We start from the raw sequence: 22,799 nt of genomic DNA, 5'->3' as shown, positions 1-22,799 counted from the left end.
GGGCGGCGACGGACCGTGACGGGTCGAGCCGGGGCGCGGGATCCATCGTGACGACAGTCGGACGCGACCCGGCCCACAAACGACTTAACCGGGGATGGCCCATTCCGGAGTATGCCAGGCCCGGACGTCATCGCGCAGTTGGGGATCGACCCCCAGAAGCTCGGCCTCGAACTCGGCACGGGCGCCGTCATCGGGGGGATCATCGGCTTCGCCGCCAAGAAGGTCGCGAAGCTCATCGCGGTGATCGTCGGACTCGAGCTCGCGCTGTTCAAGTTCCTCGAGTCGCGGGATATCCTGACGGTCAACTGGGACAAGCTCGGCGCGACGTTCATGTCCGCCAGCGACGCCGCCACCGCGGAGGCGCCGCCCACGTGGGTCGAGACGATCCTCTCGACGCTGTCGGTGTCCGCCGGCTTCACCGGCGGCTTCTTCCTCGGGTTCAAGCGGGGATAGTCCGCCCGCAAGGCCCGGCGGTGCGGGGCGACCGAACGCCGGCCGCGACGCGGGGTCGCCTCACCGACGGCTGATCTCGTCCTCCTCCTTCACGACGCGCGTCTCCGCCTCGCCGCTTGAGACCTCGTTCACCAGGTCGTAGAAGTCGTTCTGCAGCCCCGCGGGGAACGTGACGACGCCCACCCACGAGCCGTCGCTTTGCCACTCCTCGCGCTCCAGTTCGCCGAACTCGCGGACCTTCGCCTGCCCCGACCCTGCGTAGTCCGCCGGGAGCTGAACCGCGATGGTCACCTCGTCGAACCGGATCGGGATCACCGGCCGCAGCGCGTCGAGCGCGTCGTCGATCTGGTTCTCCACCGGCTCCATGGGGTCGACGGTGAAGCCCGCCTCCTCCAGCGCGCGCTCGATCCGCTCGGGCGGGTGGGGCGCGTCGTCCATCTGCGGGTTCACCGCGTTGCGCGTGATCCGGTTGATCAGCTGTTTGCGCTTCTGCTCCAGCATCTCCTTGCGCTGCTCGGCGGTGATCTGGATCTCCCCGCGTTTGACCACATCGGGGATGATCTCCATCGGGTCGGTCGTGCCGAACACCTCCTCGACGTCCTCCTCGGGCGGTCGGTCGCCCCGTGAGGCGTTCTCGAAGACGTCCTCCGCCGCGATCACGTCCTCGAGGTCGCCCTCGAACTCGCCGCGCTTGATCGCCAGCGCCGCGTCCGGGTCGATCAGCACCTCGAAGCGCGTGCCGTGGGACTCCAGCCGGGCGGTGACGGCTTCGTCGAGTGATATCATGGGTGGTGGTTCCGCGGCCGTGATTAAAAGGTATCCGGCGTGCGGGGCCGGCGTCCCGGCGACGGCTACCGGTCGAGTCGGAGTACCGCCGAGGCGCGGTTGCGGCCGGCGGCGACGTAGACCCCGTCCGAAGCGAGCAGCGGCGGGGTGAACACGTCGTCGCCGACGGACCGCCGCCACCGGAGCGCGCCGCCCTCGGCGTCGAGGCCGACGAGGTCCCCGGACGCGGTCCCGGCGACGACCCGGCCGGCGCCCGCGCCGACGGTCCGCGCGGGGGCGGCGAGCGCGGTCCGCCACCGCTCGGTTCCGGTCCCGACGTCGAACGCGACCACTCCGCCGGGTTCGCCCCAGGAGTCCACCTTCGGAGTGTCGCCCTCGACGCCGACGTAGGCGGTCCCGTCGGCGAGGGCCACGTCGGCCGCGAAGTCCGGCAGCACCGTCCGCCAGCGACGCGCGCCCGTGGTCGGGTCGACCCCGACGACCGCCCCCGAGGCGGCGACGACGGTCGACCCGTCGGTGGCAAGCGAGGGTCGCCCCGGGCCGTGCGTATCCCACTCGGGCCCCCGCGTCCACCTGACGGCCCCGTCCGCGTCGACCCCCGCGAGGCGCGACTCGAAGGAGGTCGCGACGACGCCCGGGCCGGCCGCGACCGCGTCGTGGGCCGCGTCGGCGCCGTCGTTCGCCCAGTCGCCGGGGGCCGCTCCCCAGACGAGGGCGCCGTCGGCGGGGTCGACCGCGGCAATTCCCGCCTTCTCGCGGTCGCTGGCTCCGACGACCAGCCCCCCGACGGCCGCGTGCGGCCGGAACCGACCGTCGTCGCGGGTCCACGCCCGCTCGCCGTCGAGACGGTAGCCTGCGCGGCGGTCGTCGCCGACGACCGCGACTCCGTCGACGACGACCGGACCGGCGAAGGCGCGGTCGAACGCCTCCTCGTCGCTCCACAGACGCTCGCCGCTCCCCGCGTCGAGAGCGAGCGGCGTCCGCTCGGCCATCGCCACCACCCGCCCGTCGGCGACGGCGAGCGGGCCGGCGACGTACCCTGCGTCGAGCCTGGTCCGCCAGTCTACCGACGGGGCGCGGAGGCGCCGGGCGACACCCGTACACCCAGCCGTCAACGTCGCCGTGGCTGTCGCCGCGGCACCCGCGAGCGCGAGGTAGCGACGTCTGCTCGTCGGCGCGGTCTGGTGGCGATCGGAGGGCATTCGGTTCGCCGTCCGGACCGCCGCAGAATAGGTCTTCTCCTCCTCGGACAACCCGGGCTACTGCAACGTCGTCTTGTCCTTCGTCACGACCTCAACGTCCGTGATCCGGGTGTCGGGGTAGCCGCCCGTCACGTCCTTCTCGGCGGCCTTCACCATGTCCCAGACGACGTTCAGCCCCGTCGTGACGCCCTCCAGCGCCTCCATCTCGCAGCCGGTCTTCCCGGTCGTCTCGACGGCCACCTCCAGGTCGATGCGGTCCTCGCGCACCGCGAAGTCGGTGTCGACGTTCGTGATCGGGATCTGGTGGCACATCGGGATCGTCTCCCAGGTGTGTTTCACCGCCTGTACCGCGCCGACGCGGGCGGTCGCGAGCACGTCGCCCTTCGCGACCTCGTTCTCGCGGACCGCCTCGATCGTCGACTCCGTGAGGTGGATAGTCCCCCGCGCGACCGCCCGACGCGAGGAGTCGGGCTTGTCGCCCACGTCCACCATCTGCACGTCGCCGGCGTCGTCCGTGTGGGTGAGGTCGTCGTCGCTCATATCACTCCCCTTCGTCGCGGAGGGCTTGTGGGATCCGGTCCGGGAGGTCCGAGGCCGCGAGGCCGTCGCCGAACTCGTCGGCGGCGGCGTCGCCGGCGCGGCCGTTGGCGTACGCCCCGAGCGCGGCCGCCCGGAGCGGCGACGCGACCTGCCCGGCCAGCGCCCCCGTCACGCCCGCCAGCACGTCGCCGGTGCCGCCGACGGTCATGCCCGGGTTGCCGGTGCGGCCGACGCGGACCTCCTCGCCGTCGCTGATCACGTCGTAGCGACCCTTCACCAGCAGCGTGTGCCCCAGGTCGCCCGCGAACTCGCGGACGAGGGCGGCCCGCTCGCGCCAGTCGTCGGCCGTCTCGCCGCCCATCCGTCGGAGCTCCCCCTGGTGGGGCGTACAGATGAGGTCGGCGTCGGTGTCGACCCCGGGGACGACCTGGAGCGCGTCGGCGTCGACCACGGCACGGCCGTCGTAGCCCGCGAGGAACTCCCGGACCGCGTCGAGGGTCGCGTCGGCGCTCCCGAGGCCCGGGCCGAACACGACGGCGTCCTGGTCCGTCGCGAGGTCGAGCAGGCGCTCGACGTGCGGGGGCGCGAGGTGGTCGCCCGGGAACGGGCGGACGATGAGGTCCGGACCGTACCCCTGTATCTCGCGGGCGACCGCCTCCGGGCAGGCGACCCGGACGAGGTCGGCGCCCGCGCGCAGGGCGGCCTCGGCCGCCAGCGCGGGCGCGCCGGTGTATGGACCGCCCCCCACGACGAGCACCTCGCCGTTGTCGCCCTTGTGGGAGTCGGGGTCGCGGTCGAGCGCCAGCAGGTCGCCCGGGCCGACGAACGTCTCCGCGCCCGGGGGGATGCCGATGTCCGCGACGGTCACCTCGGCCGCGAGGTCGGCCAGTCCCGGCTTGGCGTCGTGGAAGGTGACGACCGCGTCGGCCTCCACGGCCGCCCCCGCGGCCTCGCCGGTGTCGGCGTCGACGCCGGAGGGCACGTCGACGGAGACGACGGGTACGTCGGCGTCGTTGAGCGCGCGGGCGACCGTCGCCTCCGGCTCGCGGAGCGCGCCGGTCACGCCGGTGCCGAGCATCGCGTCGACCACGAGGTCCGGCGCGGGCGCCCCGAGGTCGAAGTCGCGGGAGTCGGTTACCGTCCCCGTCGGCAGGTCGCTCTCGACGAGCGCGTCCCAGTTCTCCCGGGCGATGTCGGTCCGGATCGTGTCGGGGCGGCCAAGCAGGACGGTCTCGGCCTCGAATCCGTCGAGGAAGCGCGCGGCGACCATCGCGTCGCCGCCGTTGTTCCCGCGGCCGCACACGAGCAGCACCCGGTCGCCGGGCGCGGCGTGTTCGCGGACCGCGCGGGCGACGGCGTTGCCCGACGACTCCATCAGCTGCTTGCGGGGGACGCCGAGCGCCGCGGCGTTGCGGTCGACCATCGCCATCCGCTCGGAGGTGATCATGCGGTCCGTGGTTCGTCGCCGGCGCGGTAAAGCGCGGGGGTGGACGGCGGCGGGGGCGCGCGGAGTCGCGGTCGCTGTCCGGGTCGGGGTCGCGGGCGGGGTCGCGCTCCCCCGGCGACCGCGCGGATCGCACCCGAAACCGCTATCCGACACAGCCCCCCACCATCGGGGGACGGCCGAATGGACGACGCCGCCATCGCCGAGGAACGGATCGACCGCCTGGACGCGTTCGCCCGCGGGATGGCCCGCGCCGGCGACCACGAGCGCGCCCGGGAGGCGGTCCGGCTGGCCCGCCGCATCGCCCAGCGGCATCGCTGCGGCGTCCCCCGTCGCTTCGAGCGGTTCACCTGCGACGCCTGCGACGCCTACCTGATCCCCGGCCGCAACGCGCGGGTCAGGCTGCGGGAGGGCAGCCACGTCGTGGTCCGGTGCGACTGCGGCGCGACCGCGCGCTACCCGTACCGGGACTGAGTCCGGGGAGGACGAGCCCGGATCCGGGGCGAGCCGCCGAACGGGAACCTTCAAACCGCTTCCGCGGATACCGGGCTCCATGACCGACCAGGAGCTCAGGAAGCGAGCCCACGACCTCGACGTGACCGTCTGGGTCGGCAAGAAGGGCGTCGGCGCCGTCGTCGACGAACTGGACGACCAGCTGGACGACCGCGACCTGGTGAAGGTGAAGTTCCACCGCTCGGCGCAGGCCGGCACCGACGTGGACGACCTCGCCGCCGACCTGGCCGACCGCGTGTCGGCCGACCTCGTGGAGACGCGCGGACACACCGCCGTGCTGCACCGATGACGGGCGGAGCGGTCCACGGGTCCGTTCTCGCTCGCGCCCCCGGCCCCGTCCCCCTCCAGACGACCGGCGTGGGAGAGGGGAACCCCGCCACGTTCGTCGCCGACCTCCTGGAGGGGTTCGGCGTGCCCGCGACGTTCGCGGACCCCGCGGGCGCGGCGATCACGTTCCTCGTCGTGCTGGCGGCGTTCGTGGTGGCCGGGCGCGCGCTCGTCGTCCCGCTGGTGAGCCGCGTCCTCGACGCACAGGGGCTCGAATCGCACGCGAAGCGGCCGCTGAAGAAGCTGACGACCGTGATCGTCGTCTTCGTCGGCATCGCGGTCGCCTTCGGCTTCGCGGGCTACGGCGACTTCCTCCAGTCGCTGGCGACAATCGCGGCGGCGGCGACGCTCGCCATCGGCTTCGCGATGCAGGACGTGATCAAGAACTTCGTCGCGGGGGTCTTCATCTTCACCGACCGCCCGTTCCGCATCGGCGACTGGATCGAGTGGGACGGCCACTCGGGCATCGTCGAGGACATCTCGTTCCGCGTCACGCGGGTGCGCACCTTCGACAACGAACTGCTGACGGTGCCGAACTCCCAGCTCACCGACGGCGTGATCAAGAACCCCGTCGCGAAGGACACCCTCCGGCTCCAGTTCCTCTTCGGCATCGGCTACGGCGACGACATCGAGCACGCCACCGAGATCATCGTCGAGGAGGCCGAGCGCCACCCCGAGATCCTCGCGGACCCGGCGCCGTCGGTCCGGCTCACCGAACTCGCCGACAGCTACGTCGGCCTCAAGAGCCGCGTCTGGATAGACAACCCCTCGCGGGCGGACTTCGTGAAGATCCGCGGCGAGTACGTGACGAACGTGAAACAGCGCTTCGACGAGGAGGGCATCGAGATCCCGTTCCCGCAGCGGGACCTCTCCGGCGGCGTGGAGCTGAACACGCCCGCCGAGGCGGCGCTGGGCGACGACTGAACGGAGGGAACCGGAGTCCGGCTCCGAGGCGTTCCTCCCGCTTTCCCGTCCCGGTCCTACTCGTCGAGGACCTGCCGTGCGATCGTGTTGCGCAGGATCTCGCTCGTGCCCTCGTAGATCTCGTTGAGCTTCGCGTCGCGGTAGTAGCGCTCGACCGGAAAGTCCGTCGTGTAGCCGTAGCCGCCGTGGATCTGGATCGCCTCGTTGGCGACCTCGCGGCTCACCTCGCTGGCGTACAGTTTCGCCTGCGCGGCCTCCTTGATGAACGGCTCGCCCCGGATCTTCAGGTCCGCGGCCTTGTGCATCAACAGCTCCGCGGCTTGGAGCTTCGTGTCCATGTCCGCGATCTTGTGCTGGATCGCCTGGAACTGCGAGATGGGGCCGCCGAACTGCTCGCGCTCTGTGGCGTACTCCGCGGCCGCCTCCAGCGACGCGCGGGCGATGCCGACGCCGCGGGCGGCGATGGTGATCCGGCCGCCGTTGAGCGTCTTCAGCGCCTGCACGAAGCCGTCGCCCTCCTCGCCGAGCAGGCGGTCCTCCGGGAGGTACATGTCGTCGAAGCGCAGTTCGGCGGTCGGACAGCCCTTGTCGCCGAGCTTGTGCTCGGTCCCCTCGACGACGAAGCCGTCGTCCTCCTCCGGGCGGACGACGAACGAGGAGATTCCCTCGTTGCCGGCGTCGGGGTCCGTCTTCGCGAACAGCGTCACCGTGTCGGCGACCGAGCCGTTCGAGATCCACAGCTTCCCGCCGTTGACCACGTAGCCGTCTCCGTCCTTCTCCGCCGTGGTCTCCATCGCCGGCACGTCCGAGCCGGCGCCCGCCTCCGAGAGCGCGAACGCGCCGACGTCCTCGCCCTCCGCGAGCGGGACGAGGTACTCCCGCTTCTGCTCCTCGTTCCCGAAGGCGTACAGCATGTTGCCCGCCAGCGAGATGTGGGCGGCGACGACGGTCCCGAGGCCGCCCGAGCCGCGCGCGATCTCCGAGAGCCCGAGCGCGTAGCTGTGGTAGTCGAGGCCCGCGCCGCCGTACTCCTCGGGGAAGGGCATGCCCATCAGCCCCAGCTCCGCCATCTCGTCGATCAGGTCGCGGGGGAACTCGTCGGTCTCGTCGATCTCGCCGGCGCGGGGCGCGATCTCCTCGTCGACGAACTCCGCGACCATGTCGCGGATCTGTTTCTGCTCCGTCGTCAGCGCGAAGTCCATGGTCGTCCGTGTGGGTCGGGCGGCCTCAATTGTTCCGGTGTGTCCGCGAGCGTCGGGGCGACCTCGATCGGGTCCGACGCCGTCGCTCCTCCGGTGCCGCCGGGTCGGATCCGGCGGGTGCGCGGACCGGAGGAACGGCCGTCGGACGGGGACGTTCCGCGTCCGTGCCCCACATTACTTTTTAACCCTCCTGCCATAAGCAGGTGCAACTGAATGCCCGACGCCGATCGCCCAGCCGCGACGCACCCCGACGCCGACCTCGCGTGGTGTCACGAGGCCGTGCAGGGAGTCTCCCGGACCTTCGCCCTGACGGTCGACACCCTCGACGAACCGATGTCGTCGTACATCTGCCTCGGCTATCTCGTCTGCCGGATCGCCGACACCGTCGAGGACGCGGACCACATCGACCCCGACGAGCAGGCCGCGCTCCTCCGGGAGTTCGACGCCGCCCTCGACCCGGAGGCCGACGCCGACGCGGGCGACTTCCGCGCGTCGGTGGACCCGCACCTGCCGCCCGAGGAGGAGCGCTCGGCCGACTGGGAGGTCGTCGCCGAGGTGGAGCGCGTGTTCGCCACCTTCGAGGGCCTCCCGCCGGAGGTGCGCTCGGCGGTCGTCCCCCCGGCGCGGGAGATGGCCACCGGCATGGCCGAGTTCGTCGAGCGCTACGCCGACGACGGCGGCCTCCGCATCGAGACGCGCGGGGAACTGGAGGAGTACTGCTACTACGTCGCGGGCACGGTCGGCACCCTCATCACGAACCTCGTCACGACGCTGGGCAACGTCGACGACGAGCGCACCGAGCGGCTGTACGAGGTGGCCGAGGAGTTCGGGCTCCTGCTCCAGTTGGTCAACGTGGCGAAGGACGTCCACGACGACTACACCGAGGAGAACAACGTCTACCTCCCCGCCGAGTGGCTCGAGGAGGAGGGCGTCCCCCAGGAGGAGGTCGTCGCCCCGCCCCACCGTGAGGCGACCGCCAGCGTCGTCGCCCGCACCGCCGGCTACGCCCAGGGCTTCCTCGACGGCGCACAGACGTACCTCGAACGCGTCCCGCTGGTCGAGGGGAACACCCTCGCCGCGTGGACCATCCCGTACCTGCTGGCGGTGGGGACGCTCCGGGAGCTGTCCGAGCACCCCGAGCGCGCGGTCACGGGCGAGGGCGTGAAGGTGAGCCGCGAGGAGGTGTTCGCCGTCGTGACGGCGGCCCACGAGCACGGCCGCGACGCGTTGCCGCGCCTGCGGGAGTCGATCGCCGCCCAGCCGTTCCACACGGCGCCGTCGGCGGCGGACTGAACACACGTTTTCCGTCGGGGCCGGTAGCGGGCGACGACGTCGTGACCGGTCCGATCGCACGTCCTACCACCCGGACCGCGGTCGCTACTTATACCCTCACGCGCCCATCGTCCGGCGTGATCCCGTGATTCCCGGCCGTCGGTCGACGTGCAGGCGGTGTGGCTCCCCGGTCGGCCCGGACGATGTCGTGGTGACGAGCGCGGACTCCGACCCGATCCGGGTGACCGAATGCGCGATCTGCGGGTCGGTACTCGATGTCGGCGGACGGACCTGGTAGCCGAAGCCGGCCGGTCACGACCCGCCGCCGACCGAACCGTTTTCTCCCGCGCGACCCCACCACCGATCAGCCATGGTCCGGACCGACTCCGACTCCGACCTCGCGCGCGGCGACGCCGCGCCCGGCTTCGAACTCCCGGGCGTCGACGGGGACACCCACGCGCTCGCCGACTTCGCCGACCACGACGCGGTCCTCCTGGTGTTCACCTGCAACCACTGCCCGTACGCGCAGGCGAAGTTCCCGCTGTTGAACCGCATCGCCGACGAGTACGACGACTGCGCGGTCGTCGGGATCAACCCCAACGACGCCGGCGACTACCCCGAGGACTCCTTCGAGAAGATGGTCGAGTACGTCGAGTCGGGCGAGGTGGCGTACGACGCGTACCTCCGCGACGAGACCGCCGAGACGGCGCGCGCCTACGGCGCGGTCTGCACGCCCGATCCCTTCCTGCTGCGCGCCGAGGGCGACGGCGAGTTCTCCCTCGCGTATCACGGCCGCCTCGACGACGCGCTCGACCCCGACGAGGAGGCGACCGAGTTCTACATCGAGGACGCGATCGACGCGGTGCTGGCGGACGAGGACGTGACGCTCGACCCCGGTCCGAGCCGCGGCTGTTCGATCAAGTGGCCGTGAGCGGGCGGACGCCGGGCGGGCGCGTTCACCCGGGCCGACCGCTCAGGCCGCCTCCTCGCCGGAGTCGGCCGCCTCCGCCAGCTCCTCGAACGTCTCGCGGGCGTTCCTCACCGCCTTCTCGCGCTTCGCGGGGTACGCCTCCACCTTCGCGCGCAGGGTGATCCCCGGGCCGAGTTCCGCCCGCCCCTTGAACGCCGCCTGCTTGTCGAGCCGGAGGAACAGGGAGTTGTTGTCGTCGACGCGCTCGTCCAGTTCGGCGAGCACGCGGTCCCACTCGGCCAGATCGGACAGCTTCGAGAGGACGTGGCGCACGTCGTCGGCGCGCTCGACGCGCGCCGAGAGGACGACGATCCGGTCGCCGTGGTGACCCCTGTTGACGACGCGCTCCAGGTCGGCCTCCTCGGGGAGGAACGTCCGGAGGGCGTCCTCGACGCGCCTCTCGTCCTCGGTGGCGTAGCAGAAGGCCCGCAGATCGACGTAGTGGAAGGGAACGGAACTCATTACCCGGGATAGGCGGGTCGGGGTGAAAAGCGTTGGACTCCCGCGACGAGGTCGGGCGTCCGCGTCGCGGCTCGGTCCGAGCGACTCGACTCGCCGGGTACGGGAGCGCCGTGCGGGCGGGACGGCCCCGCAGAGAACGGCGTCGGGCTACTCCTCGTCGTCGTCCGCGTCGCCGTCTGCGGCCTCCAGCGCGTCGGCGGGGACGCCCTGCTCTTGCCCCTCCTCGAAGCTGATCGTGTAGGTGGCGTCGCCGAACATCGTCTCCATCACCTGTGTCACGGTGCCGGTCTCGCCGTCGAACTCGCTGTGCTCGTCGTGCAGCACGACGCTGTCCTCCTTCTCGAATTCGCTCATGAACCGGAGTTCGGCGCGACCGTACAAAAGGTCGCTGAAAGGCGCCGACGGGCCGACGCGGCGAGTCACGCAGTCCGGTAGTACAGCCACGTCAGCGCCCGGGCGAGCGCGTACGCTGCGCCCGCACCCGCCGTCGCGACGCTCGCCCGCGCCGCCTGGTCGCTCGCGGCGACGGCGCCGTCGAGCGCCCCGGCCAGCCTCAGCGCCCGGAGCGTGGACGGATCGAGCGCGCCGACCGCCGCGTCGACGCCGACGGCCACCGACTGCGCCGCTATCGCCGCCGCGACCGCGACGGCGACGACGAGCGGGACGCTCCACCCGGCCGGCGTCGCGCTCGGCGGGCGGTCGTCCGTCTCGCGGGCTCGGCTCCCGCCCGGATCGACCCGGGTCCGGAGGTCACGCCCCCCGGACCCGGCCGCCGGGGACCGCCCGCCGGACCGCCCCGCGTCGGAGTTCGACATCTATAGTGCATGCTCCCGTATCTAATATAAACGTTCGTTTCGTTGCAACGTGGCTGGAACGTGCGTTCCGTCGGGGCGCCGCACGGCCGCCCGGCGCGCGCGTCACTCCCCTGCGACGAGGACCACGGCGACGACGGCGAACGCGACGCCCAGCAGCTTGCGGGCGGTGACGGGTTCGTCGAGGGCGACGACGCCGACCGCCGAGGAGGCGACGAAGAACATGGCGAAGATCGGCGCGACGATCGACACCCGGCCGAGCGACAGCGCGTGGTAGTACGCGATGATCCCGACGGCGAGGCACACGCCCGCCGCGAGCACGTACCCCATCCGGGGGTCGGCGAGGTGCTCGAGGACGCCGTCGCCGGTGGTCGCGATGACGGCCAGCGTCGCGACGACGAGCACCGTGTTCGAGACGAACGCCGCGACCGTGCTCGGGATCGCCCCGTTACCGGCGGTCGCCAGCCGCATCAGGGGGGCGACCAGCGAGTAGGCCGCCATCGCCAGCACCGACCACACGAGGTAGTTCATGCCCGGCCGTGGGAGGCTGAGCGGTATGAGGAGTTCGGATCGGGACCGGACGACGGGTCGTGTGGTGTGTTCGCGGATATCGCACCGGGCGAAACCGCTTTGCCCGGGCGTCCGCCATCGGGCGTATGGACGAGGCAACCCGCAGCCTGATCGACGCGCTCGTCGCCGACGCCCGCGAGTCCACCGAGGACCTGGCCCGCCAGACGGGGCTGGACGAGGCGGCCGTGGAGGAGAAGCTCTCGGAGCTGGAGGCGGCGGGTGCGCTGCGCGGGTACACCGCTATCGTCGACTGGGAGGCGGTCGACGAGGAACACGTCAGCGCCATCGTCGAGGTGAACGTCGAACTCGACCGCGAGACCGACTACGACGACGTGGCCCGCCGGATCGGCGAGTCGCCGGCCGTCGACTCGCTCCGCCTGATGTCGGGCGATTACGACTTCGCCGTCCACGTCTCCGGCTCCTCGATGGGCGATGTCTCGCGGTTCGTCTCCGAGGAGGTCGCCCCCCTCCCGGCGGTGACGAAGACGGTCACTCACTACGTGATGGAGACGTACAAGGAGCGGGGCGTCCGCTTCGACGACCGCGACGAGGACGACCGGCTCTCCGTGACGCCATGACCGGCGGCGACGACGGGGACCGCGGGGGCGACGACCGATCCGCGGGGGGCGGACGGGACGGCCGCGACCGTCACGCGCCCGACGGCGGCGCCGCCCGCGGGGCCGACCCGGAGCGGGAGGGGGTCTCGCGCTTCACCCCGGCCGACCGCGTCGCGGCGGTGCCGCCCTCGGGGATCCGCGAGTTCTTCGAGGTGGCCGAGAAGCGCGAGGACGTGATCTCGCTGGGCGTCGGCGAGCCCGACTTCACCGCGCCGTGGCCGGCGCGCTCGGCGGCCGTCGACTCGCTGGAGCGCGGGCGGACCAGCTACACGGCCAACCGCGGCACCGAGGAGCTTCGCCGGGCGATCGCCGACCGCGTCACGCGCTACGGCCAGTCCTACGACCCGAAATCGGAGATCCTCGTCACCACCGGCGCCTCCGAGGCGGTCGACCTGGCGTTCCGCGCGTTCGTGAACCCCGGCGACGTCGTCGCGCTCCCGACGCCCACGTACGTCTCCTACGAGCCGGGCGTCCGCTTCGCGGGCGGGGAGCCGCTCCCGGTCCACACCCGTCACGAGGACGACTGGGCGCTCACGCCCGAGGGGCTCCGGGAGGCCGGCGCCGACGACGCCGACGTGCTCGTGCTGTGTTACCCGAACAACCCCACGGGCGCGACGATGGACGCCGACGAGATGGACGCGGTCGCCGACTTCTGCCGCGAGCACGACCTGCTCGTGATCGCCGACGAGATCTACGCCGCGCTCACCTACGAGGGGGACCACCAGTCGGTCGCGACCCGGCCAGGGATGCGCGAGCGGACGGTGGTGATCAACGGCTTCTCGAAGGCGTACGCGATGACCGGCCTCCGGCTGGGGTACGCGATGGGCCCCGAGACGGCGATCGACGCGATGACGAAGGTCCACCAGTACGCGATGCTGTCGGCGCCGACGACCGCCCAGCACGCGGCGGTGGCGGCGCTGCAGCGGTGCGACGACGACGTGGTCCGGATGCGCCGCGAGTACGACCGCCGGCGGCGCTACCTCGTCTCGCGCCTCCGGGACCTCGGGCTCGACGTGTCCGTGCCGGGGGGCGCCTTCTACGCGTTCCCGCGCGTCGCGGACGTCGCCCCCGACGGCGACGCCCGCGCGTTCGCGACGGAGTTGCTGGAGGCGGAGGGCGTCGCGGCGGTGCCCGGCACCGCCTTCGGGTCCGGCGGCGAGGGCCACATCCGCATCTCCTACGCGACCGGCCTGGAGGAGATCAAGGAGGCGATGCGGCGGCTCGAGCGGTTCCTCTCGTAGTCGTCGTCGGCCCGTCGCGTCGGCCGGGGCCCCGCGTCGTTCCCCCGGCCGGGTCAGAGATCCTCGAAGTCGGCGTCGTCGAAGAGATCGTCGTCCCCGTCGTCGTCGGCGCCGTCGTCGAGGTCCCGGAACGCGCTCTCGAAGTCGTCGTCGCCGAAGCCGGCGACGTCCTGGTCGAGTTCCTCGCGCAGCTCCGCCGCGCGCCGCTCCAGTTCCCGGTACTCCTCGGACTCCTCGAGGGCGGCGCGGCCCTTCTCGGCCTCCAGGACGGCCTTCTTCGAGGTGACCGCGAAGAACTCCTGCATCCTGCTGTCGTACCGCGAGCGGCCGTACAGCCCCTCGACGGTCTCCAGCAGCGACTCCCGGGTGACGGGCTTGACGAGGTAGTCGTCGAACCCCATCGCGACGATGTCGAAGTCGGGCTCGACCGCGGTGACCATCGCGACGCGCGCGTCGACGCCGCGGTCGCGGATCTCGTTGAGCACCTCGTCGCCGGAGAGCCCCGGCATCCGGCGGTCGAGGAGGATCACGTCCACGTCGTCCGAGAGGTCCTCCAGCGCCTCGTGGCCGCCGTAGGCGGTGCGCACGTCGTACTCGGTGCCGAGCCACGCCGCGTACAGGTCCGCGAGGTCGGGCTCGTCCTCGACCACGAGGACGACCGGCTGGTCGTCGTCGGGCGTCTCGTCGACCGGGTCCGTGTCCTCACTCATTCTGGGGCGCTCCGTCGGTTCGTTCGTCCTTGGCGGACGGGTCCATATCAAGATACCCTTTGCCGTATGTCGGTTCAGGTACGGCTCGGAGGGAGGGTGTCCGAGCGTACCGACGCCGTCCGGCCATTGGTCTCTCTTGTCACCGCCGGGTACTTAACCGTATGCGATGATCGAGGGTCCGGCCGGAAAACGGGTGTGGGTCGGGCGACGTTCTCCGTCACGCCCGCCGTGGTGCCCCACCCTCCGCGGCGGCCACCAGCCACCGAACAGTCGTACGGGAGACTCCTCGGAAAGCCTATCGGCCGCGGATCCCCCCGACGCGGGACCCTCCCGCTCGGACGGATACGGCTCCTCGTGGGTGTCGCGGCTCGGGCCGCGGGCGGTCCCTCACTCGGGGCTGTAGTTCGGCGCCTCGTCGGTGATGGTCACGTCGTGGGGGTGGCCCTCCGTCTGGCCGGCCTGCGAGACGCGGACGAACTCCGCGCGCTCCTTGAAGCCGGGGAGCGTCTCCGCGCCGACGTAGCCCATCCCCGAGCGCATCCCGCCGACGAGCTGGTGGAGCTCCGAGGAGAGCGGCCCCTTGTACGGCGTCGCCGCCTCGACCCCCTCCGGGACGAACTCCTCGTCCTCCTCGGCGTCCTTGAGGTAGCGGTCGCCGCCGCCTTCGGACATCGCGCCGACCGAGCCCATGCCGCGGTACTGCTTGTAGCGCTTGCCGTTCATCGTGATGACGCGGCCGGGCGCCTCGTCGGTGCCCGCGAAGTACGACCCGAGCATCACGGCGTCCGCGCCGGCGGCGATGGCCTTGATCGCGTCGCCGGAGTATCGGATCCCCCCGTCGGCGATGACGGGCACGTCCTCGCGGGCGGCCACGTCGGCCACCTGCGCGACGGCGGTGATCTGGGGCATCCCTGCGCCGCTCACGACGCGCGTGGTGCAGATGGAGCCCGGCCCGATGCCGACCTTCAGCCCGTCGGCGAAGCCGACGGCGGCCTCGGCAGCCTCGCGGGTGCCGATGTTGCCGACGACCACGTCCGCCTGCACCTCGCCCTTGATCGCCTCCGCGGAGTCGAGGACGTTGAGGTTGTGCGCGTGCGCGCAGTCGATGAACAGCACGTCCGCGCCGGCCTCGTCGGCGGCGACGGCGCGCTCCTCCTCGAACGGGCCGACGGCGACGCCGACGCGCAGCGAGCCCTCGTCGTCGCGGGCGGCGTCGGTGTGCTCGCGGCGCGCGAGCACGCCCTGCATCGTCACGAGCCCGACGAGGCGGTCGTCGTCGTCGACGACCGGGACGCGCTCGATCTTGTGGTCGTACATGAGCTCCAGCGCGTCGCGGGCGGTCACCGCCTCGGGGGCGGTGATGACCTCGTCGGTCATCGCCTCCGACACCGCGTCGGACTCGCCGACCTCCAGGTACGGGCGGATGTCCGTGCCGGAGATGATCCCGAGGACGCGGTCGTCGTCGTCGACGACGGGGGCGCCGGAGACGCCCTCGCGTTCCATCATCGCGTCGACCTCGCGGACGGTCTGGTCGGGCGAGGCGGTGACGACGTTCTCGCGGCGGATCACGAGCTCGTCGGCGCGCTTGACCCGCTCGACCTCCGCGGCGGTCTCCTCGACGCTCATGTTGCGGTGGAGCACGCCCAGGCCGCCCTCGCGGGCCATCGCGATGGCCATCGCCGACTCGGTGACGGTGTCCATCGCCGCCGACAGCACGGGGATGGTCAGCTCCACGTTCGTCGACACGCGCGTCGAGACGTCGGCCTCGTCGGGTTCGACCCGGCTCTCCTTGGGTCGAAGCAGAACGTCGTCGAACGTCAGCGCCTCCGGTACCTCCAGTTTCTGTGAGAACGAGCCGCCCTCGGATCCGTCGTTCGCCATATCAACGGTGCTCGCGGATACCGCAAAAACGTTGCGAGAATCCCCTCGCTTGGACAGTGATTCACACACGTCCGTGCACAGATCCGGCGTCGCCGTCGCGGCCCGCGGGCGGTCGAGGCCGGAGCGCTCGTCGAGGCAGGGCCGTTCGTCGGGACGGAACCGGAGCGCTCGTCGGCTCCCCCGGGTCGCCTGGCCGGACGCCCCGACCGAGTGGGCCGTTCCGGTCGGTCCTCCGGACCGTCCCGCGGTTCCGTGGGGCAATTCTTGCGCGCACGCCGGTTCGATACCGACGGTGCTTCGGTCGCACCGCGGTCAAGCCGACGGACCGTAGCTCTCTTATTTAAATAACGCCGAGAGATCGCACGAACCGTGTGGGCACGTCCCACGCAACGATTAAGTCCGGGCTACGATAGAGTAGGGACATGGACCTCGAGTCCCGCATCGCAACGGGTATCGTCGGCCGGGTGAGCGACAACGCTGCACTCCCGACATTTATTCCGTTCAAACGCGGGCTCGACTGGTGGTTCGCCGGGGAACGCGTATTCGACGCCGCCGCCCGGGCGTCCGTGGCCCCCGCTCCGTCACCAGACCCCCGTCCGGCATCGGGTCACGCCGGGTCGTATCGCTGAGCCGTGAGCACGTCAGCACACCCCATCGCGCTCCGCCTGGAGCGACGCGTGGGCGGGGCGACCCGCCTGCTGGCGACGGTCATGGCCCTGCCGCTCGTCGACGGCATCTTCCCCGCGCTCGTCATCGCGGGGGCGCTGACGGTGCCGTTCGGCATCCTCGAGACCGGCCTGCTCATCTTCGGCGGCTCCGCCACGATGGCGGTCGTCCTCGCCGAGATGGAGGGAACGCCCCGGGAGAAGGCCGTATCGGTGCTCCTGCTGGGCGCCGCGTTGATCCCGGTGGCGATGCTGGAGGCGGCGCTGGCGGAGACGATCCAGAGTCTGCTGAACACCGCGGTGTTCCACCGCTTCGCCGGCCTGGTGATCATCGCGGTCGCCGCCAAGACCGCAAGCGCCGAGATCGGCGAGTACCTGCCGAGCCCGGGCGCGATCATCGGGCTGGGGCTGCTCGCGTCGTTCCAGCCGGGGGGCGCCGAACTGGTCGTGACGCCCGACCCGGCGCTGCTGGCGAGGGCGGGCGCGGCCGCCGGCGTCGGTGTCGCGTTCGCGCTGTCGATCGCGCTGGCCGGCGACCACCTGCGCGGCCGGGTCGACATCGACCGCTTCCGCTTCGGCTCCGCGGTCGCGCTCGGCATGCTCGCGCTGTCGGTGCTGGGGCTGCTCCCCACGGACAAGCCGGTCGCGCTGGGCGTCCTGTGTGTCACGGCGCTGTTCGCCTACGATCCGAGTTCCGGCGGCGAGCCGGGGGAGTCGGACCTCGGCTCCGACGGCGACGACCCGGACGGCGTCGCGAGCGCCGACGGCGAGCACGCGGACGCCCCGCCGGCCCCGCCGGCCGCGGCGGCCACCGACGGCGGCGGCGAGGTCGACGGGGAGGAGGGCGACGACGGGGCCGTCGCCGGCGCCGCGTTCGGAAGCTCCCCGACGGCCGCCGCCGCGGGCATCGACCCCGTCGACTCGGCGGACGGGGACGGCGACGACGGCGGGGACGACGCGGGCGACGACCCATCGCGCGCGCCCTGGCTGTAGCCGCCCGGACCGCGAGGTTTTAGCGCCGGGCGTGCCGACGCCGTGGCATGAGCAACCGCGTCGTCGAGGGTCGCATGGTCACGCCGAAGAAGCTCGCCGAGATCGTCGAGGGCGACTCCGTGATGGACGCGGAGGACATCGAGGACGCCGACCGCGACTGCCCCGACTGCGGCGGCGACGTCCTCTCGGTCGGGTACATGCCGAGCGTCACGGAGTTCGTCACCGCCTACAAGTGCCAGGACTGTTCGTGGGGTGAGACGGACCGGCAGTGAGGGTGCGGGGGACGCGGCCGTGACCGCGAAGCGAGCGGGAGTGCCCCGTCCCGCGCGCGAGGACGCGGGGGATCGAAATCCATTTACGGCGCTCCGGGATATGAGTGACTGCGAGGGGTCGTGGCCAAGCCCGGTATGGCGACTGACTCCAGAGGCGACGCGCCCGGTGACGAACTCCAGACTGATATACCGAGCGTCCGACTGATCATCGGACGCGACGACGACCCTCTGGAGTACCGAGGTGCCGACCGGAGATATCAGTCGATCGGGGGTTCAAATCCCTCCGACCCCATTTACTCCATCGAACCTGTAACTGACAGGAACTCTCGGTAGTGGCTTCTCCATCGGACGTTCTCCCCCAGGATGTGGCGCACGGCGAGCAGAAGCCGTTCGTCGCCGTCGGCCGACGACCACGTGCTCGGCTGAATCACTGGACCCCACGCACTTGCGGTCAGCGATGCGACGGACTGAGAGCGCGCCGAACCGTGCGGCGCGCTCATCGAGTCGGCGAGCTGTTACGGTTACCTCGTACCGCCTCCGGACGGCGCGGAGCCCCATCCCGTCGCCGTCGCGGTCGATGACGGCCAGCACGTCGGTACCTGCCTCGAACGGGCCACGCCGAGGGGAGGAGGCGTACCGACCTCACAGTCCCCTATCGCCGTTTCGAGAGTCCCGTCGGTGCAGAATATTAATCACGCAGAGACCTGTGTACTCTCCACACAAGTCCGAGCCCCTCCTCCGGTTACTCGACGAGCTTCGAATCATCGCACAGAACGGCCCGCGATACGCGGAGGGCCCGTACGACCGGGAGCGATGTGATCGCGTATTCGAGTTAGTCAGCGAACAGTACGGAGAACTGACCGACGTTTCGGCGGACGAGATCCGGGAGCGGCTCGAGGACCGACTCGGTCACACTACGCCGAACGTCGGCGGTCGAACCGCCGGTATCGACGAACAGGGCAAGCTGCTCGTCATGAGGCGAACCGGAACTGACGAGTGGGGGATCCAAGGGGGGAGGGGTACACGGAACCCGGGGAAACGTCCGCGGAAACCGCCGTCAGAGAGACGAAGGAGGAAACCGGACTTGACGTGGATCCCGTCCGACAGGTCTCCTTCGTGTACGGGATCCCGATCGAGCGAACCCGCACGGATGCGTCGGGACGGTGTATTACTGTCGAGTCGGCGGCGGCACTCTCGACCGGTCACACGAGAGCGACGCGCTCGAGTACAGGCGGGTCGTTAACGTCCCGAGGTGGCATAAAGACCACGGCGAGGTCTCGCGGAAGGCACTCGAATACTGGCGAAGCGAGCGCTGAACCGGACCGGTGTGGACTCGCGAGGTTCCGATCCGAACCGCCGTCAGCGTTCGCCGTCTCGGTGCCGTCCGCTGCGCCCACACGGCCGCCCGTCGCCGCCGCTCCGCCGGACACACCCCACACGGAGCGAAGCCCACGCCGAGCGCGCCCCGGAGGAGAGTCGCACGACCCGTGTCCGCGGACCACCGCGCCCCAATCGTCAACGAGAATTGACTTCGTACTCGATACAAATATTCATCCGTCTTTGAATGTATCCCACCGATGACGTTATTGCCGGGGTGGTCGTGGTAGAACGTGACACACGGGATCGGCCGCGTGGAATCGAGCGCCCGGTACGCCCAGACGAACCATGAAACACAAACAGGGAGAGACGCCCGCCGCCCCGTCGAAGGAACTGTCCACGGACGACCTGTTTCAGTCGTTCGCGAACCGGACGCGTCGATCGCTCCTGACGAGACTCGTCTCGGAGGGCAGGATCCGTATCGACGAGATCGCCAGCGAGGCGGACGATCCGGGAACGAAACGGCTGGAGCTCCGTCACAATCACCTGCCGAAGCTCGAGAGCCGGGGGATCATCCGGTGGGAGGACTCGGATCGCGTCGTGCCGGGCGAGCAGTTTGACCGGGTTGCGGCCGTCGTCGAGTTACTCCACGGGCACAGCGAGGAACTGGACCTCGAGTGGCGATAACCGCCCGGGATCCTCTCGGAGGGAGCGATCGCCGTCCGTCGGCTCCGTAACGGTATCCCGGGAAGTCGGGGACGTACCGTGGAGCGTCGATCCGCGGATCGGATACGACACCCCCGGCCGATCACGACCCGTCCGCGGACCCGTCGGTCGGGTCCGTCGCGCCGAGGGGGGCGCTCAGTACCGTGACGGCGGCCGCCCCGACGACGACCGGGAGCGCGATCAGCGCCCCGGACGCGGCGAACAGGACGCCGCCGACGACCGCGAGGGACACGCCGAGGAGGCCGAGTCCCGCCCTGATCACGGGCTGTCGGACCGACCCGGACGCGTACGCGGTCAGCGCGTCGAGCAGCCCCCACGAGGGCCGGTCCGGCTGTTCCCGCATGTCCGCCAGCGGCGCGAGCAGGTGGACGGCAGCGTACGCCCCCCACGTCGCGGCGGCGAACGCCCACGCGGCGCGGCCGCCGGTGACGAACGTGCCCGCCGTGACGCGCCCGAGGACCGCGAGCAGGAGCGGCAGCTGCGCGAAGAAGACGAAGATGGCCGCGACGGCGGTGAGCCACCCCGTGTCGCGGATCGCCCGGACCGTCGACGCGACGTCCATGCGTGCATCACGTGCGGCGACGGGGCTAAACTCCGGCGGCGCCGGAGCGCGGACTTGCCGTCGACGGGCCGACGTGCCCCCCGTCGCGTGTCCCGTCGCGGGGTCCGGGGCCGGGCGACCGCCGCACGACCGCGCCGCGCCGCCGCGGGCCCCGACCGAATACACGTACTTATCCCACTCCGTCTCCAACAATTCCGCATGAGCGACGACACATCGGGGCGAAAGCCCCTCAGAATGCCCGACGACAACCAGGTGTTCGCCACCGTGACGGACATGCTCGGCGGCCGACGCGTCACGCTCCGCTGCGCGGACGGGGAGGAGCGCATGGGGCGCATCCCCGGCCGGATGCGCTTCCGGACGTGGGTGAAGGAGGGCGACATCGTCATCGCGGAGCCGTGGGACTGGCAGGACGAGAAGGCGGAGGTCGTCTGGCGCTACGAGTCCGACGACGCCCAGCAGCTCCGCGAGGAAGGACACATCCAGTAACGCGGCCGTTCTCCCCTCCCGTCTCCCCGTCGTTCGACCGTCCCCAGCTACGCGTCCGGCATCACGCGCGCCGGCTCCAGCCCCCGCTCGGCCAGCTTCGCCTCGATACGCTCGACGCGGGGCGAGATGGCGTCCGGGCGGTGGCTGTCGGTCCCCACGCTGACGGCGACGTCGCGGTCGGCGAGCGCGTCGAGGAACCCCGGCGAGGGGTGGAACTCGCCGTAGCCGTCGAGGACGCGCCCGGCGTTCAGTTCGGGGTGCGTCCGCGAGTCCGCGAACGCGGCGGCGGCGCGCTCGTAGTGGTCCTCGGTCGCCAGCCCGCGGAGCGCGGGGGTGCGCTCCACGAGGTCGGGGTGGGCGGCGACCGCGAACAGCTCCGAGTCCGCGAGCGCGACGAGCTTCTCGAAGTACCGGTCCACCAGCGCGCGGCGCTCGGACTCGGACTTTCCCGCGAAGTAGTCGCGGACGTGGACGTTCACGCCCTCCAGGTCGTGGACGCTGCCGACGGCGTAGTCGAAGTCGGCCTCGTCGAGGAACGACGCGATGGCCGCCTCGTCGTCGGGCTCGTAGTCCAGTTCCACCGCGTCGAACAGTCGGACGTCGACGCGCTCGCGTATCGACTCGATCGCCTCCCGACGGCGCTCGTAGGTGAGGTCGAGGTTGAAGCCCATCTCCCGGCGGTACCGGCCCTCCTCGGGGTCGTCGGAGACGACGCAGTGGTCGGCGATACCGACCCCGGACAGCCCCGCCTCGGCCGCCGCGTTCGCCATGGACTCGATGAAGTACCCGTCCGAGTACGTCGAGTGGAGGTGGTAGTCGTGGTCCACGCGGCGACCGAGGACCGGCCCCCTCTCGAAGCTTCGGGAACCGCGTCACCGACCCACACGGCTGACGTGCCGCGATCGACCGGAGCGGCCGTCCGTCGGTCGCGTCACGGCGTGACTACGGCCCGAAGGTCCCGTTCGTCCCGTCGAGGGTCGCGTCCGCCAGCGCGTCCGCGAGCGCGCGCAGGTCGGCGACGCCGTCGAGGTCGTTCAGCCAGCGGGCCGGGACCCCGTCCTCGCCCGCACGCGCGCCGGCGACGGCGCCGGCGACCGCCCCGAGCGCGCTCGCGCGGCCGCCGCGGCTCGCGGCCGAGACGACCGCCTCCTCGGGCCCGTCGGCGACGACGGCCTCGTGGAGCGCCGTCTCGAACGTCGCCGCGACGCCGCCGCGCGTGTCGAGCGTCACGGCCGCGTGGTCGCCGACGACCGACAGCGTCTCCCTGAGGCCGACCGGCGCGCCGCGGTCGACGGCCACGCGGCGCGTCGTGTCGAGGGCGTCGGCCATCGGCTCGCCGGCGCAGAGCCCGCCGACGAGGACCGCGAGCGCCGCGCACGTCTCCGACACCACCGCGTCGGCGTCGCCGTCGAGCGTCGTCGCCGCCCGCTCGGCGACGACCGCCGCGCGACGCCCGGCGTCGGCCTCCGGAAGCCCGAAGGGGGCGGCCGCCGCCAGACGGGCGCCGGGGTCGTCCGGGTCGGTCCGGTCGCGGTCCTGACCTCGACCGATCGCTCCGTCCATGTCGCCGACGAGCCGCCGGGCGGCCGCGACGGCGGCCGCCGTGGGCGCGGTCGTGGTCCCCGCCGGGCGGTCGCCGCCGAGGAGGTCCGTCACCCGGCCGTGGCGGTCGCGGACCGCCGCGGCCGTCTCGCCGGTCACGGGCCGTCCGAGGGCGTCGCCGGCGGCGAGCGCGAGGAGGCAGCCGCGGGCGCGGTCCCGGCGGGCGTCCCGGTTCGGTGCGTCCGTCATCGGCCCCGTGTGCGGACCGCGGGGCTACAAACGTACCGGGGCGGCCGTCCGGGCCGGTCGG

Annotated in this window: 28 protein-coding genes, 1 tRNA gene and 1 pseudogene; 16 read left to right on the top strand and 14 right to left on the bottom strand. The window is 71.8% G+C overall.

The window, feature by feature from the left end:
* The first annotated feature begins 111 nt into the window (after positions 1-111).
* Complete coding sequence (locus ACQUQ1_RS12960) at positions 112-453, top strand: FUN14 domain-containing protein (protein WP_435064722.1); 342 nt, start codon at positions 112-114, stop codon at positions 451-453.
* Between the two features lie 60 nt (positions 454-513).
* Here ACQUQ1_RS12960 and ACQUQ1_RS12955 read toward each other — a convergent pair whose 3' ends face one another.
* The 4 genes from ACQUQ1_RS12955 to ACQUQ1_RS12940 form a co-directional block, all read right to left on the bottom strand.
* Entirely contained in the window at positions 514-1,239 is a 726-nt protein-coding gene (locus ACQUQ1_RS12955; RefSeq protein WP_435064721.1) for a ribosome assembly factor SBDS, read from the bottom strand.
* Between the two features lie 65 nt (positions 1,240-1,304).
* The gene (locus ACQUQ1_RS12950) at positions 1,305-2,441 is read right to left on the bottom strand and encodes a PQQ-binding-like beta-propeller repeat protein (RefSeq protein ID WP_435064720.1); all 1,137 of its coding nucleotides are present in this window, start codon (positions 2,439-2,441) and stop codon (positions 1,305-1,307) included.
* Positions 2,442-2,498: 57 nt separating this feature from the next.
* Entirely contained in the window at positions 2,499-2,981 is a 483-nt protein-coding gene (gene moaC / locus ACQUQ1_RS12945) for a cyclic pyranopterin monophosphate synthase MoaC (protein ID WP_435064719.1), read from the bottom strand.
* Position 2,982: 1 nt separating this feature from the next.
* Positions 2,983-4,428, bottom strand: coding sequence for an NAD(P)H-hydrate dehydratase (locus tag ACQUQ1_RS12940; RefSeq protein ID WP_435064718.1), 1,446 nt, complete (start codon positions 4,426-4,428; stop codon positions 2,983-2,985).
* A gap of 180 nt (positions 4,429-4,608) precedes the next feature.
* On the opposite strand from ACQUQ1_RS12940, the gene ACQUQ1_RS12935 reads away from it, so the two are divergent.
* The 3 genes from ACQUQ1_RS12935 (at position 4,609) to ACQUQ1_RS12925 (ending at position 6,189) form a co-directional block, all read left to right on the top strand.
* On the top strand, positions 4,609-4,899 hold the full coding sequence (locus tag ACQUQ1_RS12935; protein ID WP_435064717.1) for a ribonuclease P protein component 4: 291 nt from the start codon (positions 4,609-4,611) through the stop codon (positions 4,897-4,899).
* 79 nt (positions 4,900-4,978) lie between these two features.
* Positions 4,979-5,227 (top strand): YhbY family RNA-binding protein, encoded by a 249-nt coding sequence (locus tag ACQUQ1_RS12930; protein ID WP_435064716.1) that lies wholly within the window; start codon positions 4,979-4,981, stop codon positions 5,225-5,227.
* Positions 5,224-6,189 carry a mechanosensitive ion channel family protein gene (locus ACQUQ1_RS12925; RefSeq protein WP_435064715.1) on the top strand — a complete coding sequence of 322 codons (966 nt, stop codon included), beginning with the start codon at positions 5,224-5,226 and terminating at the stop codon, positions 6,187-6,189. The genes ACQUQ1_RS12930 and ACQUQ1_RS12925 overlap by 4 nt, the downstream gene beginning before the upstream one ends.
* A 56-nt stretch (positions 6,190-6,245) precedes the next feature.
* On the opposite strand, the gene ACQUQ1_RS12920 is transcribed toward ACQUQ1_RS12925, so the two are convergent.
* On the bottom strand, positions 6,246-7,391 hold the full coding sequence (locus tag ACQUQ1_RS12920; protein WP_435064714.1) for an acyl-CoA dehydrogenase: 1,146 nt from the start codon (positions 7,389-7,391) through the stop codon (positions 6,246-6,248).
* A 213-nt stretch (positions 7,392-7,604) separates the two neighbouring features.
* Here ACQUQ1_RS12920 and ACQUQ1_RS12915 point away from each other — a divergent pair, with 213 nt between their 5' ends.
* Positions 7,605-8,684 carry a phytoene/squalene synthase family protein gene (locus ACQUQ1_RS12915; protein ID WP_435064713.1) on the top strand — a complete coding sequence of 360 codons (1,080 nt, stop codon included), beginning with the start codon at positions 7,605-7,607 and terminating at the stop codon, positions 8,682-8,684.
* Positions 8,685-9,033: 349 nt separating this feature from the next.
* Positions 9,034-9,594 (top strand): thioredoxin family protein, encoded by a 561-nt coding sequence (locus ACQUQ1_RS12910; RefSeq protein WP_435064712.1) that lies wholly within the window; start codon positions 9,034-9,036, stop codon positions 9,592-9,594.
* Between the two features lie 42 nt (positions 9,595-9,636).
* Here ACQUQ1_RS12910 and ACQUQ1_RS12905 read toward each other — a convergent pair whose 3' ends face one another.
* From ACQUQ1_RS12905 to ACQUQ1_RS12890, 4 genes are all read right to left on the bottom strand, one after another.
* The gene (locus ACQUQ1_RS12905; RefSeq protein ID WP_435064711.1) at positions 9,637-10,095 is read right to left on the bottom strand and encodes an RNA-binding protein; all 459 of its coding nucleotides are present in this window, start codon (positions 10,093-10,095) and stop codon (positions 9,637-9,639) included.
* A gap of 147 nt (positions 10,096-10,242) precedes the next feature.
* A complete protein-coding gene (locus ACQUQ1_RS12900; protein ID WP_435064710.1) occupies positions 10,243-10,449 on the bottom strand; it encodes a DUF1918 domain-containing protein in 207 nt (68 codons plus the stop codon).
* 65 nt (positions 10,450-10,514) lie between these two features.
* On the bottom strand, positions 10,515-10,910 hold the full coding sequence (locus tag ACQUQ1_RS12895; RefSeq protein ID WP_435064709.1) for a hypothetical protein: 396 nt from the start codon (positions 10,908-10,910) through the stop codon (positions 10,515-10,517).
* 102 nt (positions 10,911-11,012) lie between these two features.
* Positions 11,013-11,438: an EamA family transporter gene (locus tag ACQUQ1_RS12890; RefSeq protein WP_435064708.1), complete on the bottom strand. Its 426-nt coding sequence runs from the start codon at positions 11,436-11,438 to the stop codon at positions 11,013-11,015.
* Between the two features lie 125 nt (positions 11,439-11,563).
* Between ACQUQ1_RS12890 and ACQUQ1_RS12885 the strand changes: the two genes are divergently transcribed.
* Positions 11,564-12,055: an Lrp/AsnC family transcriptional regulator gene (locus ACQUQ1_RS12885; RefSeq protein WP_435064707.1), complete on the top strand. Its 492-nt coding sequence runs from the start codon at positions 11,564-11,566 to the stop codon at positions 12,053-12,055.
* Complete coding sequence (locus ACQUQ1_RS12880; protein ID WP_435064706.1) at positions 12,052-13,335, top strand: pyridoxal phosphate-dependent aminotransferase; 1,284 nt, start codon at positions 12,052-12,054, stop codon at positions 13,333-13,335. Before ACQUQ1_RS12885 ends, ACQUQ1_RS12880 begins: the two co-directional genes overlap by 4 nt.
* A gap of 53 nt (positions 13,336-13,388) precedes the next feature.
* On the opposite strand, the gene ACQUQ1_RS12875 is transcribed toward ACQUQ1_RS12880, so the two are convergent.
* Both ACQUQ1_RS12875 and guaB read right to left on the bottom strand, forming a co-directional pair.
* Positions 13,389-14,045: a HalX domain-containing protein gene (locus ACQUQ1_RS12875; RefSeq protein ID WP_435064705.1), complete on the bottom strand. Its 657-nt coding sequence runs from the start codon at positions 14,043-14,045 to the stop codon at positions 13,389-13,391.
* 387 nt (positions 14,046-14,432) lie between these two features.
* Positions 14,433-15,926 carry an IMP dehydrogenase gene (gene guaB, locus ACQUQ1_RS12870; protein ID WP_435064704.1) on the bottom strand — a complete coding sequence of 498 codons (1,494 nt, stop codon included), beginning with the start codon at positions 15,924-15,926 and terminating at the stop codon, positions 14,433-14,435.
* A gap of 422 nt (positions 15,927-16,348) precedes the next feature.
* On the opposite strand from guaB, the gene ACQUQ1_RS12865 reads away from it, so the two are divergent.
* The 7 genes and pseudogenes from ACQUQ1_RS12865 (at position 16,349) to ACQUQ1_RS12835 (ending at position 19,860) form a co-directional block, all read left to right on the top strand.
* Entirely contained in the window at positions 16,349-16,555 is a 207-nt protein-coding gene (locus tag ACQUQ1_RS12865; RefSeq protein ID WP_435064703.1) for a hypothetical protein, read from the top strand.
* A 3-nt stretch (positions 16,556-16,558) separates the two neighbouring features.
* Positions 16,559-17,584: a DUF5794 domain-containing protein gene (locus ACQUQ1_RS12860; protein ID WP_435064702.1), complete on the top strand. Its 1,026-nt coding sequence runs from the start codon at positions 16,559-16,561 to the stop codon at positions 17,582-17,584.
* Positions 17,585-17,631: 47 nt separating this feature from the next.
* The gene (locus ACQUQ1_RS12855; RefSeq protein WP_435064701.1) at positions 17,632-17,856 is read left to right on the top strand and encodes a DUF5795 family protein; all 225 of its coding nucleotides are present in this window, start codon (positions 17,632-17,634) and stop codon (positions 17,854-17,856) included.
* A 114-nt stretch (positions 17,857-17,970) separates the two neighbouring features.
* A tRNA-Trp gene (locus ACQUQ1_RS12850) sits at positions 17,971-18,148 on the top strand.
* Positions 18,149-18,313: 165 nt separating this feature from the next.
* Positions 18,314-18,733 (top strand): annotated as a pseudogene (locus tag ACQUQ1_RS12845) (hypothetical protein); the annotation flags it as partial.
* 119 nt (positions 18,734-18,852) lie between these two features.
* The gene (locus tag ACQUQ1_RS12840; protein WP_435064700.1) at positions 18,853-19,437 is read left to right on the top strand and encodes an NUDIX domain-containing protein; all 585 of its coding nucleotides are present in this window, start codon (positions 18,853-18,855) and stop codon (positions 19,435-19,437) included.
* Between the two features lie 84 nt (positions 19,438-19,521).
* On the top strand, positions 19,522-19,860 hold the full coding sequence (locus ACQUQ1_RS12835; protein ID WP_435064699.1) for a hypothetical protein: 339 nt from the start codon (positions 19,522-19,524) through the stop codon (positions 19,858-19,860).
* Positions 19,861-19,981: 121 nt separating this feature from the next.
* On the opposite strand, the gene ACQUQ1_RS12830 is transcribed toward ACQUQ1_RS12835, so the two are convergent.
* Positions 19,982-20,461: a hypothetical protein gene (locus ACQUQ1_RS12830; protein ID WP_435064698.1), complete on the bottom strand. Its 480-nt coding sequence runs from the start codon at positions 20,459-20,461 to the stop codon at positions 19,982-19,984.
* 198 nt (positions 20,462-20,659) lie between these two features.
* Between ACQUQ1_RS12830 and eif1A the strand changes: the two genes are divergently transcribed.
* Positions 20,660-20,947, top strand: a complete 288-nt coding sequence (eif1A, locus tag ACQUQ1_RS12825) for a translation initiation factor eIF-1A (protein ID WP_234297301.1) — start codon at positions 20,660-20,662, stop codon at positions 20,945-20,947.
* Between the two features lie 47 nt (positions 20,948-20,994).
* Here the strand turns inward: eif1A and ACQUQ1_RS12820 are convergent, their stop codons facing one another.
* Both ACQUQ1_RS12820 and ACQUQ1_RS12815 read right to left on the bottom strand, forming a co-directional pair.
* The gene (locus tag ACQUQ1_RS12820) at positions 20,995-21,717 is read right to left on the bottom strand and encodes a PHP domain-containing protein (RefSeq protein WP_435064874.1); all 723 of its coding nucleotides are present in this window, start codon (positions 21,715-21,717) and stop codon (positions 20,995-20,997) included.
* A gap of 172 nt (positions 21,718-21,889) precedes the next feature.
* Entirely contained in the window at positions 21,890-22,738 is an 849-nt protein-coding gene (locus tag ACQUQ1_RS12815) for an ADP-ribosylglycohydrolase family protein (RefSeq protein WP_435064697.1), read from the bottom strand.
* Positions 22,739-22,799: the final 61 nt, after the last annotated feature.

It is taken from the genome of Halobaculum sp. EA56, assembly GCF_051195075.1.
Taxonomy (GTDB): Archaea; Halobacteriota; Halobacteria; order Halobacteriales; family Haloferacaceae; genus Halobaculum.
This window is presented reverse-complemented; position numbering and strand designations above follow the sequence as displayed.